At 71.9% G+C, this 16,078-nt stretch carries 11 protein-coding genes and 3 pseudogenes; 9 read left to right on the top strand and 5 right to left on the bottom strand.

The features are described 5' to 3' along the window. Nucleotides 1-148 precede the first annotated feature (148 nt). The 6 genes and pseudogenes from ACFWXQ_RS30745 (at nt 149) to ACFWXQ_RS30720 (ending at nt 4,648) form a co-directional block, all read left to right on the top strand. Nucleotides 149-991 (top strand): FHA domain-containing protein, encoded by an 843-nt coding sequence (locus tag ACFWXQ_RS30745; protein WP_383936707.1) that lies wholly within the window; start codon nt 149-151, stop codon nt 989-991. Beyond that, nucleotides 988-2,556: a serine/threonine protein kinase gene (locus ACFWXQ_RS30740; protein ID WP_383936705.1), complete on the top strand. Its 1,569-nt coding sequence runs from the start codon at nt 988-990 to the stop codon at nt 2,554-2,556. Before ACFWXQ_RS30745 ends, ACFWXQ_RS30740 begins: the two co-directional genes overlap by 4 nt. Nucleotides 2,557-2,763: 207 nt before the next feature. After that, a pseudogene (locus ACFWXQ_RS30735) lies at nt 2,764-3,352 on the top strand (FHA domain-containing protein); the annotation flags it as partial. 12 nt (nt 3,353-3,364) lie between these two features. After that, nucleotides 3,365-3,694, top strand: a pseudogene (locus ACFWXQ_RS30730) (peptidase inhibitor family I36 protein); the annotation flags it as partial. Continuing rightward, nucleotides 3,676-4,197 carry a hypothetical protein gene (locus ACFWXQ_RS30725; protein ID WP_383936703.1) on the top strand — a complete coding sequence of 174 codons (522 nt, stop codon included), beginning with the start codon at nt 3,676-3,678 and terminating at the stop codon, nt 4,195-4,197. The pseudogene ACFWXQ_RS30730 and the gene ACFWXQ_RS30725, both read left to right, overlap by 19 nt. Nucleotides 4,198-4,369: 172 nt before the next feature. After that, on the top strand, nt 4,370-4,648 hold the full coding sequence (locus ACFWXQ_RS30720; RefSeq protein ID WP_383936701.1) for a hypothetical protein: 279 nt from the start codon (nt 4,370-4,372) through the stop codon (nt 4,646-4,648). A 78-nt stretch (nt 4,649-4,726) separates the two neighbouring features. On the opposite strand, the gene purH is transcribed toward ACFWXQ_RS30720, so the two are convergent. Together purH and purN are read right to left on the bottom strand one after the other, a co-directional pair. Next, entirely contained in the window at nt 4,727-6,307 is a 1,581-nt protein-coding gene (gene purH / locus ACFWXQ_RS30715; RefSeq protein ID WP_383936699.1) for a bifunctional phosphoribosylaminoimidazolecarboxamide formyltransferase/IMP cyclohydrolase, read from the bottom strand. Then, on the bottom strand, nt 6,304-6,969 hold the full coding sequence (purN, locus tag ACFWXQ_RS30710) for a phosphoribosylglycinamide formyltransferase (RefSeq protein ID WP_383936697.1): 666 nt from the start codon (nt 6,967-6,969) through the stop codon (nt 6,304-6,306). Before purN ends, purH begins: the two co-directional genes overlap by 4 nt. 353 nt (nt 6,970-7,322) lie before the next feature. Between purN and ACFWXQ_RS30705 the strand changes: the two genes are divergently transcribed. Further along, a complete protein-coding gene (locus ACFWXQ_RS30705) occupies nt 7,323-8,219 on the top strand; it encodes a hypothetical protein (RefSeq protein WP_383936695.1) in 897 nt (298 codons plus the stop codon). A 219-nt stretch (nt 8,220-8,438) separates the two neighbouring features. Continuing rightward, nucleotides 8,439-9,425, top strand: a complete 987-nt coding sequence (locus ACFWXQ_RS30700) for an aldo/keto reductase (protein WP_383936693.1) — start codon at nt 8,439-8,441, stop codon at nt 9,423-9,425. A 1,377-nt stretch (nt 9,426-10,802) separates the two neighbouring features. Here the strand turns inward: ACFWXQ_RS30700 and ACFWXQ_RS30695 are convergent. Beyond that, nucleotides 10,803-12,278: pseudogene (locus ACFWXQ_RS30695) on the bottom strand (DUF6350 family protein); the annotation flags it as partial. A 156-nt stretch (nt 12,279-12,434) separates the two neighbouring features. Between ACFWXQ_RS30695 and ACFWXQ_RS30690 the strand changes: the two are divergent. After that, nucleotides 12,435-13,454: an RNA polymerase subunit sigma-70 gene (locus ACFWXQ_RS30690; protein WP_383936691.1), complete on the top strand. Its 1,020-nt coding sequence runs from the start codon at nt 12,435-12,437 to the stop codon at nt 13,452-13,454. Nucleotides 13,455-13,643: 189 nt separating this feature from the next. On the opposite strand, the gene sucD is transcribed toward ACFWXQ_RS30690, so the two are convergent. Next, nucleotides 13,644-14,528 (bottom strand): succinate--CoA ligase subunit alpha, encoded by an 885-nt coding sequence (gene sucD / locus ACFWXQ_RS30685; protein WP_383936689.1) that lies wholly within the window; start codon nt 14,526-14,528, stop codon nt 13,644-13,646. Nucleotides 14,529-14,549: 21 nt separating this feature from the next. Beyond that, nucleotides 14,550-15,728 carry an ADP-forming succinate--CoA ligase subunit beta gene (gene sucC, locus ACFWXQ_RS30680; protein ID WP_383936687.1) on the bottom strand — a complete coding sequence of 393 codons (1,179 nt, stop codon included), beginning with the start codon at nt 15,726-15,728 and terminating at the stop codon, nt 14,550-14,552. Between the last annotated feature and the right edge of the window lie 350 nt (nt 15,729-16,078).

Raw genomic sequence — 16,078 nt, 5'->3', positions numbered from 1 at the left:
GACTCCGGAACGGCACGTTCACGCCATTCACGCCAAGGGCCGTGTTTCACCCCGCTGAGGGGGGACACGGCCCCTGCCGCGTCGCCATACCCTGATCCGGTAACCGCGTGCGGGACCGGGAACGGGGAGCGGGACGGGGAGAACGGCCTTGTACAGCATCATCGTGGTACCTCCGCCGACCACGGAGGACGGACACAACGGCACGTACGGCGAAACGAACCGCGGCACGTACGGCGACACGAACCGCGGCGCATACGGCGACGCGCACAGCGGCACGTACACCGCAAAGCGCAGCGGCCCCCAGATCCGGCTCGCGCCCGGCGAGCGGCTGGCCTTCGGGCGTTCCGCGACGGGCAACAGACTTGCAATCGCACACGAAGGCGTCTCGCGGAACGCGGGAGAGATCACCGCGCAGGGCGCCTTCTGGGTACTGAGCAACCTCTCGGCCCATCAGACGTACGTGGTGGAGAACCCGGAGGGCGCGGGCGAGCACATCAAGGTCGGACCCGGGCGGCTGGACGCGCCGGTCCCCTTCGAGTTCTCCCGGATCGTGCTCCCGGCGGCGGGCGACCTGCTGCCCATCGAGGTGTGGGCACCCCGCCACGACTATCTGCGCTCACCGGAGGGCCTGGACGGGGCGACGACCACGCCCGCGTTCTCCGTCGACCGCACCAAGCGGTACTTCGCGGTCCTGGCCGCCCTCTGCGAGCCCCGGCTGCGCGGTGAACCGCACGCCCCGCTGCCCACGGTCGACCAGGTCGTGGAGCGGCTGCGGCCCCACTGGCCCGCCGCGTCCCGCACCTCGGTCCAGTGGAACATCGACTACCTCGCCGTGAAGCTGCGGCTCAAGCCGGGCCCCGACACGGCGGACACGGGCCCGCGCCTCAACGGCAAGAAGGAGTCCCTGGTCTCCCTGGCCCTGCGTTTCGATCTCGTACGGGAGGACGACCTGCTCGTCCTGACGGAGCCGGCGGGCCGGGCGGCGCGGTGACCGAGGCGTACGCGGTCCCGGTGCCCAAGGGGTACCGGGTGGGGTCCTGGGAGGTGCGGGACCCGATCGCCACGGGCGCGTTCGGCAGCGTCTACGAGGCCCGGTGCGCCCACCCGCGCGAAGGCCTGCCGAAGTCGGCCGCGCTGAAGTTCCTGCCCACCGGTACGGGTACGCCCCGTCAGCTGACGCATCTGCGTGAACTCGCCGAGCGCGAGGTCGAGTTGCACCGAAGACTCACGCGCCCGCGGCTCATCCGGATGTACGAGACGCTCACCGTGGACGACCCGGACCACCCCGAACTCGACGGCGCCACCGTCCTCGTACTGGAACGGGCCGAGGGCTCGCTGGCCGCGCTCCTCGACCGTTCCCCGCACCCGCCGCAGGGCCCCGCGCTGCTCGCGCAGACCTGTGAGGGGCTGGCGCAACTGCACAGCGCCGGCTGGGTGCACGGTGACCTCAAGCCCGCCAACGTGCTGCTGATGAAGGACGGTTCGGCCCGGCTCGCCGACTTCAACATGGCCGCCGAGCTGGAGGGCACCCACGCCTACACCCCCGCCTTCTCCACCCCCGACTACACCCCGCCCGAACTCCTCTGGTCGGAGATCGGCGAACGCGGCCGCCAGATCCGGCCCTCGGCCGACGTCTGGGCCTTCGGTGTCCTCGCCCATCTCGTCCTCACCGACACGTTCCCGCTGCCGGGCGGCACCCCCTCGGCCCGCCGGGACGCCGCCGTCCGGTACGCGCGCGGCACCGACGAGCTGCGGCTGTCCCCTCAACTCCCGGACGGCTGGCGGGAGATCGTGCGGGACTGTCTGGCCCGTACGCACACGGAACGGATCTCCTCGGAGGCGCTGCTGCGGCGGGTGGAGGAAGCGGCCGGCACCGGTCGGTCCCCGCGCCTGCCGAGGCTGCGGGCCCGGCGCGGACGCCGTTCGACGCTGGTCCTCGCCGCCGCGGCCGCCACGGTCGCCGTCTCGGGGCTCGCGTACGGCATCACGACCTGGGCGGGCGACGACGCGAGCGATACCGAGGGGGACGGGGGCGGCGCTCCCGCGACCGAGAAGGTCGTCCAGGCCTCGTACGGCGCCGGCGAACTCCGTACCGACAAGGGCGTACCGGCCGTCCACCGGCCGCTGATCGTCGACTCCGCGCACGACTGTGTGCAGGAGGAGGTCACCCCGGCGCTCCTCGCGGCCATGCTGAAGGTGGAGAGCGGCTTCGACCCGGAGCTGTCCGACCCCGCCAACGACGAGTACGGCATCGCCCGTTGGACCCCGCGGGTGCTGCGCTGGTGGATCAGGTCCGACGGTGTCACCGCCAAGACGATCCCCGAGCCGCCCTTCTCCCCCGCCGAGTCCATCCCCGCCATGAGCAGATACCTGTGCTGGATCGCGCCACGACTCGATCCCAAGCTCGAAGGCGACCACCGCGTGCTGATCGCGGCCGCCTACCGGACGTCGTACGAGAAGGTGAACGACGCGGCCGGTGTTCCCCCGAAGTACCGCGACTACGCCGCCCGCGTCGCTCACTACCTCAAGGAGTACACGCCCGCGGCGAAGAAGTGACCCTGAGACTTCCGAGGTACCGCTCGCGGGCGTCCGCCGCCAGGGTGGGCGGTACCGGTCCATGGTGAAGGCGGCGGTCTCCGGCTCCCTCGGGGGAGGGCCGGAGGCCGCCGTCGCCGTGCCCTCCCCCGTCGAGCCGCCGTGACATGTCCCCGGTAACTCGCCCTACTCTGGCCTCCGTTGAGGCAGGAGGAGGGGGACGACTCCATGTACACCGTCATCGTGGTGCCACCGCGCAGTGGCCGATCCGCCGACGGATGCGACGACCGGATCAGGCTCGCGTCGGGCGAGAGGCTCGCCTTCGGAAGAACCGCGCGGGACTGCGGGCTGATGATCGCCCACGAAGGGGTGCCCAGGGTCGCCGGTGAGATCACCGCGCACCGGGCCTTCTGGATCCTGAGCAACCTCAGCGAGGACCAGACCTACGTGGTCGAGAACCCGGAGGGCGCCGGCGAGCACATCAAGGTCGCGCCGGGCCGCCTGGACGCGCCCGTGTCGTTCGAGTTCTCCCGTGTCGTCCTGCCCGCGGCGGGCGAGCTGCTCAGCTTCGACGTGTGGGCGCCGCGCCACAGTTACGGCGCCGCGGCCCGCTCCGGGCTCTCCGGCACCATCACGGCACCGGCGTTCACGCTCGACCGCACGAAGCGGTACTTCGCCGTGCTCACCGCCTGGTGAGAGCCCCGGCTGGCCCGCGGCGAACCGCTCCTCCGTGTACTGGAACATCGACTACCTGGCGGTCAAACTCCGGCTGCGCCCCGGCCCGGACACGGCGGAACCCGGCCCGCGCCGCTGCGGCAACCACCGCTGCCCGGCCGACTCCGTCTGCTTCTTCAGTGAGCCCAACGGCTCGGGCGAGATGTGCAGTTGGCACGAGGACGACACGGACTGGCTGTCGGGGCCAGAGACCTGCGGGTGGACCCGGGGCCGGCCGGTGAAGTCCATCTTCAACAACAGCAGCGACGACGAGAACGGGCTCGGCGCGGTGGCGTACTTCAGGGGCCGCGACTTCACCCCCGTCGGCGCGGACATCACCCGGAAGAACGCACGCAACCGCACGGGCTGCACCTCCCAGCGAAACCAGGGAAACCTGGCGGGCACATACGCCCCGCTGTCCCACAGGTGGATCGCACGCTGCTGACGCTCGGGGAGGAGCTGGGCCTTCCCCGCACGGCCGGAACTGCTCAGAATGAATTCAGCGGGAATCCGGACACATCCACACGGACCAAGCCGGGGGGCGCCGTGCGAGGCTGGGCCATCTTCTGTGCGGTGTTCGCCGTCGTCAGCATCGTGTCCTTCCGCCCCCGGGCCGCCCGCGAGCGCCGCCTGCGCAGACACGGACGCGTCACGACGGCCGTCTGCCGGGCGCACCTCAACGCTCTGGGGGACGGCCCGATCCGCGTCCGCTGCGGCCACCGGCTGCGCCCGGACGGCGCGGAGTTCCACGCCGTCGTCCGGACGCGCGAGCACATTCCCCAGGTCGGCGAGGAGTTCAGGGTCGTCTACGACCCGCGGGAACCCAACCACGCGGAGAGCCTGGACGTCGTACGCGCCCCGCTGTTCGGCCGCGACGACATCCTCGCCCTGGCGATGTGGACCGGCCTCTTCCTCCTGGGCGCGGGCTGCTCCGCGGCGGCGGGCTGACTCGCCGCCACGTCGGCGCCCTCGCGTGCCCCCGATGAAGGGGGTCCAAGCAGTCACGACGGGACACGCAACCTGAACAGTTGCAGGTACCTCAGCACCCGCGTCCGGGAGACAGTCAGGCGTGCCCGACCGGCACGTACCCATTGGGACAAAATCGGGGAGCTGATTCGTTGTGCGTGTTCGACCGAAGACGACCAGGCGGATGGCCGTCGTGGCGACAGCGGCCGCCGCACTCGCCACCGCAGGGCTGGCCACGGCCCCCATCGCCTCGGCCGACGACTACAACGGATGCGGCTGGCCCCGCGTCTGCTTCTACCTGACCGACAGTGACTGGAACGACGGCGTGACGTACTACGCGTGCCTGAAGCCGAACCAGACCTTCCACTTCAGCTCCACCTCCACGGTCACCGGCGTCCGCATCGACACCCAGTCCAGTTGCCCCTCGGTCTGACAGGGGCCGTCGCGACACGACAACGGCCTGCCGGTGTCTGGGGGGGGGACTGCCGGCGGGCCGTCCGACGCGTGCTGCTCAGTGGAAGAAGTGGCGCGTCCCCGTGAAGTACATCGTCACGCCCGCCTTCTTCGCGGCATCGACGACCAGTTCGTCACGGACCGAACCGCCGGGCTGGACGACAGCCTTGACGCCGGCGTCGGTGAGGATCTCCAGGCCGTCGGGGAACGGGAAGAAGGCGTCCGAGGCGGCGAAGGAGCCCCGGGCCCGCTCGGCGCCCGCGCGCTCGACGGCGAGCTTCGCGGAGTCGACGCGGTTGACCTGGCCCATGCCGACGCCGACGGAGGCGCCGTCCTTGGCGAGGAGGATCGCGTTGGACTTCACCGCGCGGCAGGCCCGCCAGGCGAAGGCCAGTTCCTCCAGCTCGCCGGGCGACAGGGCATCGCCGGTCGCCAGGGTCCAGGAGGACGGGTTGTCGCCGTCGGCCTGGAGGCGGTCGGCGACCTGGAGGAGCCGGCCGCCGTCGATCTGCTTGACCTCGACGGAGGCGGCCGGGCCCTGGTGGGCGCGGAGCACGCGGATGTTCTTCTTCTTGGTGAGGGCCTCCAGCGCGCCGTCCTCGTACTCGGGCGCGACGATGACCTCGGTGAAGATCTCGGCGACCTGCTCCGCCATCTCCTTCGAGACCGGACGGTTGACGGCGATCACGCCGCCGAACGCGGAGAGCGGGTCGCAGGCGTGCGCCTTGCGGTGCGCCTCGGCGACGTTCGCGCCGATCGCGATACCGCACGGGTTGGCGTGCTTGATGATCGCGACGCAGGGCTCGTCGTGGTCGTACGCGGCACGGCGCGCGGCGTCCGTGTCCGTGTAGTTGTTGTACGACATCTCCTTGCCGTGCAGCTGCTCGGCCTCCGCGAGGCCGCCCGTGCCGTCGACGTAGAGGGCGGCGCCCTGGTGCGGGTTCTCGCCGTAGCGCAGGGTGCTGCGCTTCTCGAAGGTCGAGCCGATGAAGTCGGGGAAGGCGGAGTCGTCGGCGGGCGCGTACGAGCTCGCGAACCAGGAGGCGACGGCGACGTCGTACGCGGCCGTGTGCTGGAACGCCTCGGCGGCGAGCCGCTTGCGGGCGTGCAGGTCGAAGCCGCCGTCGCGGGCGGCGGACAGCACGTCGGCGTACCGCTCGGGGCTGGTGACGACTGCCACGGACGGGTGGTTCTTGGCGGCGGCGCGGACCATCGAGGGGCCGCCGATGTCGATCTGCTCGACGCACTCGTCGGGCGTGGCGCCCGAGGCGACGGTCTCGCGGAACGGGTAGAGGTTCACGACGACCAGCTGGAACGGCTCCACGCCCAGCTCGCCGAGCTGCTGCCGGTGGGACTCCAGGCGCAGGTCGGCGAGGATGCCCGCGTGCACGCGCGGGTGCAGCGTCTTGACCCGGCCGTCCAGGCACTCGGGGAAGCCGGTGAGCTCCTCGACCTTGGTGACCGGGACTCCGGCGGCGGCGATCCTCGCGGCGGTGGAGCCGGTGGAGACCAGCTCGACACCGGCGGCCTGCAGACCGCGGGCGAGGTCTTCGAGACCGGTCTTGTCGTAGACGCTGATGAGCGCGCGGCGGATGACCCGCTTCGTGTCCTGCGTACCCTGCGTACCTTCGGCGGTCACGGGATAACTACCTTTCGTCCCTCAATGCGATAGCCGTTGCGGGCGAGCCGCCCCACGACATCGACGAGCAGGCTTCGCTCGACTTCCTTGATGCGCTCGTGCAGAGCGCTCTCGTCGTCCTCGTCCCGGACCTCGACCACGCCCTGAGCGATGATCGGGCCGGTGTCGACGCCGTCGTCGACGAAGTGGACGGTGCACCCGGTGACCCTCGCGCCGTACGCGAGGGCGTCGCGAACGCCGTGCGCCCCCGGGAAACTCGGCAGCAGCGCAGGGTGGGTGTTCACGGTCCGGCCGCCGAAGCGGGCCAGGAACTCCTTGCCCACGATCTTCATGAACCCGGCAGAGACGACGAGATCCGGCTCGTACGCGCCGGTGGCCTCGGCCAGTGCCCTGTCCCACTCCTCGCGCGTGGCGTGGTCCTTGACCCGGCACACGAAGGTGGGAAGCCCGGCGCGCTCGGCGCGCTCCAGGCCGCCGATGCTGTCGCGGTCCGCGCCGACCGCGACGATCTCGGCTCCGTAGGCGGCCGTCCCCTCCGACGCGATCGCGTCGAGGAGAGCCTGCAGATTCGTACCTGATCCGGAGACCAGCACGACGAGGCGCTTGGCCTTGGCCACGGCGGGGCCCTTTCTCGGGGGTTTTCGGGGTTCCTGGGGGCTCATGGGGGGTTCATGGGGTTCTTGGGAGGCCGCTCTCGGGGAGAGCACGTCCGCGGTCGGCGTTTGTACGGTCGTACGAATGCATCGAGCCCCCGGATACGGGGAAGTCTACGAAGCGGCCGACCGTCAGCAACGATACCGGCACACCGAGCGGCCCCCACGGGACGGGGGCGTGGCCGGAAGGTAGCGTCTGGGGAGGATCCGCCCGGGGAACACCGTGCGCACAGGGGAACGCCTTCTGCGCACGGGACGTTGACCAGGGACGGGTACGAACGCTTGGGCGCGAGCCCCGGACACGTAACCAGCTCTGTGGACACGTTGCCGCCAGAGACCATCAAGGGGAAGACGCACACCTGATGCCGGACCGCAGTCTCCGACTCCCTCCGCTCCTGCTGCGCGAGCGGCGCCCTTCTCCCACTCCGCCGCGGGAGAGCGACGACGTGCCCGAGGGCGGGCAGGGCTCAGCGGGCGGCCAGGGTTCCGCAGGTGGGCAGGGCTCCTCGGGCGGCCGGGGCGGCTCCGGTGGCGCGGACGGCTCCGGTGCGCCCGATTCCGGGCAGCGGCCCGAGCCGCCGCAGCCTCCCGCCGACGACAACCCGTTCGCCCCGCCGCCCGAGGGCACGCCCGACCGGCCCTGGCAGCCGCGGCGGCCCGCGCGTGGACAGGGCGAGGGCCAGGACGGCCGGGGCGAGGGCGACGGCTCCCCCTGGGGCAGCCAGTGGAGCGACCGCCAGCCGGGGCCCGCGCAGGGCGGCCGGTTCGGTGACCGGCCCGGTTCCAGCGGCGGCGGGCCCGGCGGCGGCCAGAACGGCCCCGAAGGACCCGGCGGCCCGGGCCCCGGCATGCGCTGGGACCCGACCGACCCCGCCCAGCGCCGCGCCCGGTTCGCGCTGCTGTCCGGCATGTGGGCGTTCTTCTTCGCCCTCTTCAGCTGGCCGTACGTGGCACTCCTGCTCGGCGCGCTGGCCATGTACTGGGCGATCAGCGCCCTGCGCAGCAAGCCGCCGCGTGCGCCCGATCCGAACACCCCGGCGCCGCCCACCTCGGGCGCCAGGCCCCAGACCACGGCGGCGATCAGCGGCCTGGTCACCGCGTCCCTGGCCCTCGCCATGGTCGCGGCCACCTTCACGGCACAGCTCGTGTACAGCGACTACTACACGTGCGTGAACGACTCGCTCACGAACACGGCGAAGAAGTCCTGCGACCAGCTGCTGCCGGAGGAGCTGCGGGGGCTGCTGGGGACGCAGGACTGACGGCCCGCGCTGTACTTGGTGCGGCAGTTGGGCTGTCCGTGCTGCGGTAGTGGGCCGTATGTGTGCGGCCGTGGTGCGGCCGTGGACCGTGCGTGGTGCGGCCGTGGACCGTACGTGGTGCGGTAGTGGGCCGTACGTGGGTTGACTTGGAGTGCGCTTCAAAATCCATGCTCCTTTCGACGCCCGCCGCTCGGCGGGCCGCAAGGGGAGGACACCCGCATGCGCTACCGCACGATCGGAACGACCCCCGGAACCCGCCGTGACGTGAGCGTCCTGAGCCTCGGCGCGATGCTGTTCGGGACGGTCACGGACGAGGCGACCTCGTTCGCGATCCTCGACCGGTTCGTCGAGGCGGGCGGCACGTTCATCGACACGTCCGACAACTACGCGTTCTGGGTCAACGGCACGCAGGGCGGCGAGAGCGAGGCCCTGCTCGGCCGCTGGCGGCGCAGCCGTGGCATCGGCGACGAGATCGTCATCGCCACGAAGCTGGGCGCACGGCCGCTCGCCCCCGGCACGAGCTACACCGACAACCCGGAGGGGCTGTCCGCCAAGGCCGTCCGGGAGGCGGTGGAGGGCAGCCGCGAGCGGCTCGGCGTCCCGAAGCTCGACCTGCTGTACGCCCACATCGAGGACACGGCCGTGCCCCTGCGGGAGACCGTCGAGGGCTTCGCCGAACTCGTCGCCGAGGGCACGGTCGGGCTGCTCGGCGCCAGCAACCACTGGACCTGGCGTCTGGAGCGGGCGCGCGGCCTCGCGGCGGCGGCCGGCCTGCCGGGTTACGAGGTCCTCCAGTACCAGCACAGCTATCTGCGCAAGCGCGCCGATCTGCCCGGGCAGCTCTCGCCGGACGGCGACCAGGGCGTGACCGGCGGCGACCTGCTCAGCTATCTGCGCGCCGAACCGTCCCTCACGCTCGTCGCCTACACCCCGCTCCTGTCCGGCCGTTACGTCCGCGAGGACAAGCCGCTCGGACCGGAGTTCGACCACGCGGGCACGCCGGCCCGGCTGGCGGCGCTCCGTTCGGTCGCCGAGGAGACCGGTGCGACGGTCAACCAGGTGGTCCTGTCGTGGCTGATCGACGGCGAGGTCCCGGCGATCCCCCTCGTCGGCTGCTCCTCCGTGGCCCAGCTGAACGAGAACCTGGCGGCGGTCGACCTGGAACTGACGGCGGAACAGCGGGCCCGCCTGGACGCGGCCCGCTGACCCCCGTCAGTCCCTCCGATCCCCCTGCCCCGGGGGATCGGCAGGCCCGGACACCTGCTTGAGAGCGGCCCAGCGCGCCTCACGCGACACATCGTCGTGCCAGAGCGAGCCAAAGGAGTCGGAGGGCGGCAGAAAGTCGTACGGCTCGAAGTCGGGGTCCGGGGTGACACGACGACTCTCGACGGGAGCGACGGGGGCGACAGCGGTAACGGGCGGCACCTCCGACTGCCGCCGACGCCACACGCGCGAGAACCAGCTGGTGCGCGGGGTGGGCTGACCGCCCTGGGTGCCTCGGGTGCGCTGGGCGCGCGGGTTCGGCGAGGGTTCGGTGGGGAGTTCGGGGGACGTCCGGGGGTGGAGGGAGGATGCGGTCGGCTCGGGGGCGAGGGGCGGGCGGGCGAAGGACTCGGGGGCGAGGGGCTGGTCGGCAGGGTGCTCGGGGGCGAGGGACTCGGGGGCGAGGGGCTGGTCGGCAGGGTGCTCGGGGGTGAGGGACTCGGGGGCGAGGGGCTGGTCGGCAGGGTGCTCGGGGGTGAGGGACTCGGGGGCGAGGGGCTGGTCGGCGAGGTGCTCGGGGGCTCTGGACTCGGCGTGAAGGGTCTGCTCGGAGGGCCCGTCGGCGGGACGAGGGGCCTGCTTGGAATACTTGAACTCGGCCCGAGAGACCTGCTCGGAGGACCCGGACTCAGGGCGGGGAACCTGCTCGGCGAGCCCGAAGTCCGGCTGCTGTGCCTGCTCGGAGCGCCCGACTACGGGACGAGGAGCCTGCTCGGAATACTTGAACTCGGCCCGAGAGACCTGCTCGAAGGGCGCGGACTCAAGGCGGGGAACCTGCTCGGCGAGCCCGAAGTCCGGCTGCTGTGCCTGCTCGAAGGACCCGGACTCAAGGCGGGAAGCCTGCTCGGCGACCCCGAAGCCCGGCTGCTGTGCCTGCTCGGAGGGCCCGTCGGCGGGGAACCCTCCTTCTGACCGCTCGAAGTCCGGGAGCACAGCTTCTGACCGCTCGCGGCCATGGGACGGGACCATGCCTCCTGCCGGCTCGGAGCCCGGAAGGTGTGCCTGCGACTCCTCGGCCAACGGCTCCCGGACCAGCGGCTCATGAGCCGGGGTCACCCGGGCCGCGGGCCCATGGGCCGAGAGTTGCGTGCCCGAAAGCTGCGTGCCCGAAGTCTCACGGACCGAGGGCTTCGGGCCCGCATGCGTCACCCCCACATGTGGCTGGCCCCCATGGGTCTGGCCCACACGGGTCTGGCCCCCATGGGTCTGGCTCACATGCATCCGGCCCGCCTGCTCCTGACCCCCGTGTTCCTGGACCCCGTGCCCCTGAACCCCGCGCTCCTGAACCCCATGCTCCTGGACTCCCCGCCTCCGCCCCCAAGGCCCCCGCACCCAGGAAACCCGCACCCGTAGCCCACCCGTACGCGCGGCCCGTACGCGGGGTGCCCGCGGCACCCGTACCCGTACCCGTACCCGCGGCTGTCGAAGGCGCCAGGCGCGGAGGAGCAGGGCGGCCGGGACGCCCACCGCCGCGGTCCACCCGGCCGCCGCGGGCCCCGTCTGCCACCAGACGGGGCCGAAGTCGGCGAGTGCGTCGGTGCCGAGGGGGCCGCCCGACAGGGCGGCGAGCGCCGCGAGGGCCAGTCCGCAGAGGAGTGCCGCGAGGGCCGCGTTCCCGGCGGTCCGGCCGGGCGGCCAGGCCTCACCACCGTGGGCCTCCACCGGAACCCGGGCCCTCCCCTTCCCTCCCTCCTTCCCCCTCCCCTTCCCACTCCCGTCAGCCCCTGCCCCTGCCTCGCCCTTCCCCGCGTCCATCCGGCCCGGTACCCCCGACCGCACCGTGAACCAGGCCACCACCACGCCCGCCACCAACGGCACGGCCCCGGCCGCCCAGTTCAGCGGAGTGCCCGGGCCCGCGCCCGGAACCGCGGCCAGCAGGGGAAAGGGCGGCAGCAGCGGACCGGGCGACGACATCAGGGGATCGGCCGCGTGCCCCGCGCCGAGCAGGAAGCCGGGTCCGAGGGCGTACGCGGCCCCCCACACCGCCGCGTTCGGCACGAGGGCGAGTGCCAGCAGCAGTACCGCGAACCGTCCCGACCAGCTCTCCGTGAGATGCAGGAACGACACACGGGCCAGGCCTCCGTGCCACACCAGCGAGGCGCCGACCAGCACGGCCCCGCCCCCCACGAGCACCGCCGCACCCGCACTCGCCGCGCGCACAGCGGCCGGGAGCCGGACCCCAGGGACGGCGGACACGAAGGAGGCGAGGGGGAGGGCGCGGAGAGCCCGGCGCACGGGCGGCGCCAGAGGCCCCCGGGGGCGCCCGTACGCCGTCCACACGCCCACCCCCGCCGCGGTCACCGCGAACAGCGGCAGCCACCCGGCGACCGAGGCCCAGGACGGCCGCAGCGCACCGCCCGAGGCGTACAGGGCCGCGGCCGTGCCGACCGTCAGATAGCCCGCGACGACACCGCCCCAGGCCGTGCGGACGGCGGGCGGTGCCGACTCCTCGTCGCCGTCCGCCGCGTCGCGCCCCGCGCGGTGCAGCAGCCACGCGGGCAGCACGACCAGGAGGAGCGGGGTCACGCCGACGGGCGCGGGTACGCCGGACAACGTGTCCGTGCGGACGAGTTCACAGCCGTGCGCGAGCAGCCACAGCCCGGCGGCGACATGCAACGCCCCGTCAGGACCGCTGTCCGGATAGGGCGAACTGATCCAGAGGACCGTCACGAGTACGGTGAACGCCGCCAGTCCGAGCCCCGCCGCGAGCGCGCCGCCGACCAGGCTCGGGGCGAATCCGGGCGACCTCCCGCGCCATCGGGCCAGCAGGGCCGGCTTGGTCAGCAGGCTCGGCAGGGACGGCGGGGACGGGCTGCGGTCCGGACTGCGGTCGGTCGTCTGGGTCACGCCGCCATGCTCCCAACGACACGCGCTTTCTCCTCGTAACAGGCGAACCCCGGATGTGTCGCTCAATATATGTTTTATGTACTTTTACGTACGAAGGGGCGCCCGGTGACGCAGACCCCTGCCTGCCCGCCGCCACTTCCGGAGGCCGAGGCCGAGGACGGGACCGAGGTGAATACCGAGGCGGAGAACCAGACAGAGAACAAGGCGGAGAACCCTGCCGAGAACCAGGCGCAGAACCAGGCGCAGAACCCGGCGGAGGACCAGGCGGACGACCCGGACGGGCCCGAGGCGGAGGCCGACTTCGAACTCGCGCTCCCCGCCCCCGTCCTGACGCCAGGTCAGGCCTTCGACGCCCTCTACGCGTTCGCGGCCCCCGCCCTCGCACGGCAGGCCTATCTGTTGACCGGGCGGCGGGAGTTGGCCCGCGAGTCCGTGGAGCGGGCCTTCCAACTGGCGTGGCAGCGCTGGCCGGAGGTGGCGGTGGACCGGGATCCGGCGGGCTGGGTGCGGGCGGCGGCGTACGAGTACGCGGTGTCCCCCTGGCACCGGCTGCGTCTTCGGCACCGGACTCCGGAGCCACCGCCCGCCGCCCTGGACGACCGCCGGCTGCTCGCCGTACTGCTCAGCCTGCCGCCCGCGTACCGCCGCACGGTGCTCCTCCACGACGGCCTCGGCATCGGGCTGCCGGAGACCGCGGCCGAGACGGAGGCGAGCACGCCCGCGGCGGCGGGCCGGCTGCTGCACGCGCGTGAGGTCGTCGCCGCGCGCGTGCCCGAGCTGGCGGATCCCGGGGACCTGCGGCTCAGGCTGACGGAGCTCGGGAGCAAGGAGTCGCTGCGGACCGCCGCGAAGCCCGTCGTGGTGCGGTCGGGAAGCGAGCGCCGCGCGCGTCGCTGGACCCGCGCGGCGATCGCCTTCACGGTCCTGCTCATCGGGTCCACCGCGTTCACGCTCCGCACGGCTCCCGACCACTACGAGGCCCCGCAGGCGCCCGCCGCGACGATCAGCGGGGTTCCGCCTCGGTCGGGCCCCGGTCCGCTGTCCGAGGAGGAGCAGGAGGTCCGCGCCAAGCTCCGCTCGATGTTCCACAGCGGTCCCGAGAGGCTCCACCCGGAACTCCGCTGAGGAGCAAGGGCACCGGAACCACCGGGCAGACGGCGACACGGACGGGCCCGCACCCCTGGAGAAGGGGTGCGGGCCCGTCCGCGTACAGGCTGCGAATCAGAGTCAGCCGTCCCGGCCGGGCTCCGGGCCGGGAGCCGGCCGGGAACTGTGGTGCCAGGAGCAGCCGTACTCAGCCGTGCTCAGCCGTGCTCAGCCGGCAAGGATGGCGCGGGCCAGCTTCGCCGTCTCGGTCGGGGTCTTGCCGACCTTGACTCCGGCGGCCTCCAGGGCCTCCTTCTTCGCGGCGGCCGTGCCGGAGGAGCCGGAGACGATGGCGCCGGCGTGGCCCATGGTCTTGCCCTCGGGCGCGGTGAAGCCCGCGACGTAACCGACGACCGGCTTGGTCACGTTGGCCTTGATGAAGTCGGCCGCGCGCTCCTCGGCGTCGCCGCCGATCTCGCCGATCATGACGATCAGGTCGGTGTCGGGGTCGGCCTCGAACGCGGCGAGCGCGTCGATGTGCGTCGTACCGATGACCGGGTCGCCACCGATGCCGACGGCCGACGAGAAGCCGATGTCACGGAGCTCGTACATCATCTGGTACGTCAGCGTGCCGGACTTCGAGACCAGGCCGATGCGGCCCGGCTTCGTGATGTCGCCCGGGATGATGCCGGCGTTGGACTGGCCCGGCGTGATGAGGCCGGGGCAGTTCGGGCCGATGATGCGGGTCTTGTTGCCCTTCGACTTCGCGTACGCCCAGAAGGCGGCGGAGTCGTGGACGGCGATGCCCTCGGTGATGACGACCGCGAGGGGGATCTCGGCGTCGATGGCCTCGACGACGGCGGCCTTGGAGAAGGCCGGCGGCACGAAGAGGACGGACACGTTGGCGCCCGTCTTCTCGATGGCCTCGGCGACCGTGCCGAAGACGGGGATGTCGGTGCCGTCGAAGTCGACCGACGTGCCCGCCTTGCGCGGGTTGACGCCGCCGACGATGTTCGTGCCGTCGGCCAGCATGAGCTTGGTGTGCTTCATGCCCGTGGCACCGGTCATGCCCTGGACGATGACCTTGCTGTCCTTGTTGAGGAAGATAGCCATGGCGGTTGTTTCCCTCGTCCCTTACTTCGCAGCCGCGAGTTCGGCGGCCTTGTCGGCCGCGCCGTCCATGGTGTCCACGCGCTGCACCAGCGGGTGGTTGGCGTCGGACAGGATCTTGCGACCCAGCTCCGCGTTGTTGCCGTCGAGACGGACGACCAGCGGCTTGGTGACTTCCTCGCCCTTGTCGGCGAGCAGCTGCAGCGCCTGGACGATGCCGTTGGCGACCTCGTCACAGGCGGTGATGCCACCGAAGACGTTGACGAACACGGACTTGACGTCCGGGTCGCCGAGGATGATCTCCAGGCCGTTCGCCATCACGGCGGCGGACGCGCCGCCGCCGATGTCGAGGAAGTTGGCGGGCTTCACGCCACCGTGGTTCTCACCGGCGTACGCGACGACGTCGAGGGTGCTCATGACGAGACCCGCGCCGTTGCCGATGATGCCGACCTCGCCGTCGAGCTTGACGTAGTTGAGGTTCTTGGCCTTGGCGGCGGCCTCAAGCGGGTTGGCCGCTTCCTTGTCCTCGAGCGCCTCGTGCCCGGGCTGGCGGAAGTCGGCGTTCTCGTCGAGCGAGACCTTGCCGTCCAGCGCGAGGATGCGGCCGTCCTTGGTCTTCACCAGCGGGTTGACCTCGACGAGGAGCGCGTCCTCGGCGACGAAGGTCTCCCACAGCGTCACCATGGCCTCGGCGACACCCTCGGCCACCTCGGCCGGGAACTTCGCCAGGGCCACGATCTCGCGCGCCTTCTCGATGCTCACGCCCTCGACGGCGTTGACCGGGACCTTCGCAAGGGCCTCGGGGGTCTTCTCCGCGACCTCCTCGATGTCCATGCCGCCCTGTACGGACGCCATGGCGAGGAAGGTGCGGTTGGTGCGGTCGAGGAGGTACGAGACGTAGTACTCCGCCTCGATCTCCGGGGACAGCTCGGCGATCATCACCTTGTGGACCGTGTGGCCCTTGATGTCCATGCCGAGGATGTCCGTGGCGCGGGCGACGGCCTCATCGGCGTTCGCCGCCAGCTTGACGCCGCCGGCCTTGCCTCGGCCACCGACCTTCACCTGGGCCTTGACGACGGACTTGCCGCCAAGCCGCTCGGTCGCCTCGCGGGCTGCCTCAGGCGTGTCGATCACTTCACCGGCCAGCACCGGTACACCGTGCTTGGCGAAGAGGTCCCTCGCCTGGTACTCGAACAGGTCCACGCGCGTCCGTCCCTATCAGGTATCTCGCGGTTCGTTGTCTGCGTGGGCGTGCCGCGAAGGGCAACGTGACTGCGCGGTCACAAGGAGGGCGTGGGCACGGTGGCCGGCACGCGGCATGTCCGCCTCGCAGGTTATCCCCGCTCGTGGTGGGGTCGTAAATCGCAGATCACACCTGGGCGGTGATTACGGTCACAGATTGCCAGTTTAAAGGGCCTCACCAGGCTGGGGTTTGCCTGGTGAGGCCCCTCGAACAGCCCCTAACACTGACCTAAGGGGCGCAGGGCGGCCGGTCCCCACCCCAATGAGGACCGCCCGACCCTGACCGCAGGGTTTCGGTCGCACGGACCGAC

The sequence above is a fragment of the Streptomyces sp. NPDC058697 genome (genome assembly GCF_042715345.1).
In the GTDB taxonomy this organism is placed as follows: domain Bacteria; phylum Actinomycetota; class Actinomycetes; order Streptomycetales; family Streptomycetaceae; genus Streptomyces; species Streptomyces liliifuscus.
Note: the sequence above shows the minus strand (reverse complement) of the source record. Positions and strands in the feature narration are given on the sequence as shown.

What these genes read in the sequence shown, in the direction of transcription:
- ACFWXQ_RS30705 (WP_383936695.1), top strand. Translation starts at nt 7,323, where the DNA reads ATGCCGGACCGCAGTCTCCGACTCCCTCCGCTCCTGCTGCGCGAGCGG.
- sucD (WP_383936689.1), bottom strand. Translation starts at nt 14,528, where the DNA reads ATGGCTATCTTCCTCAACAAGGACAGCAAGGTCATCGTCCAGGGCATG.
- purN (WP_383936697.1), bottom strand. Translation starts at nt 6,969, where the DNA reads ATGAGCCCCCAGGAACCCCGAAAACCCCCGAGAAAGGGCCCCGCCGTG.
- ACFWXQ_RS30700 (WP_383936693.1), top strand. Translation starts at nt 8,439, where the DNA reads ATGCGCTACCGCACGATCGGAACGACCCCCGGAACCCGCCGTGACGTG.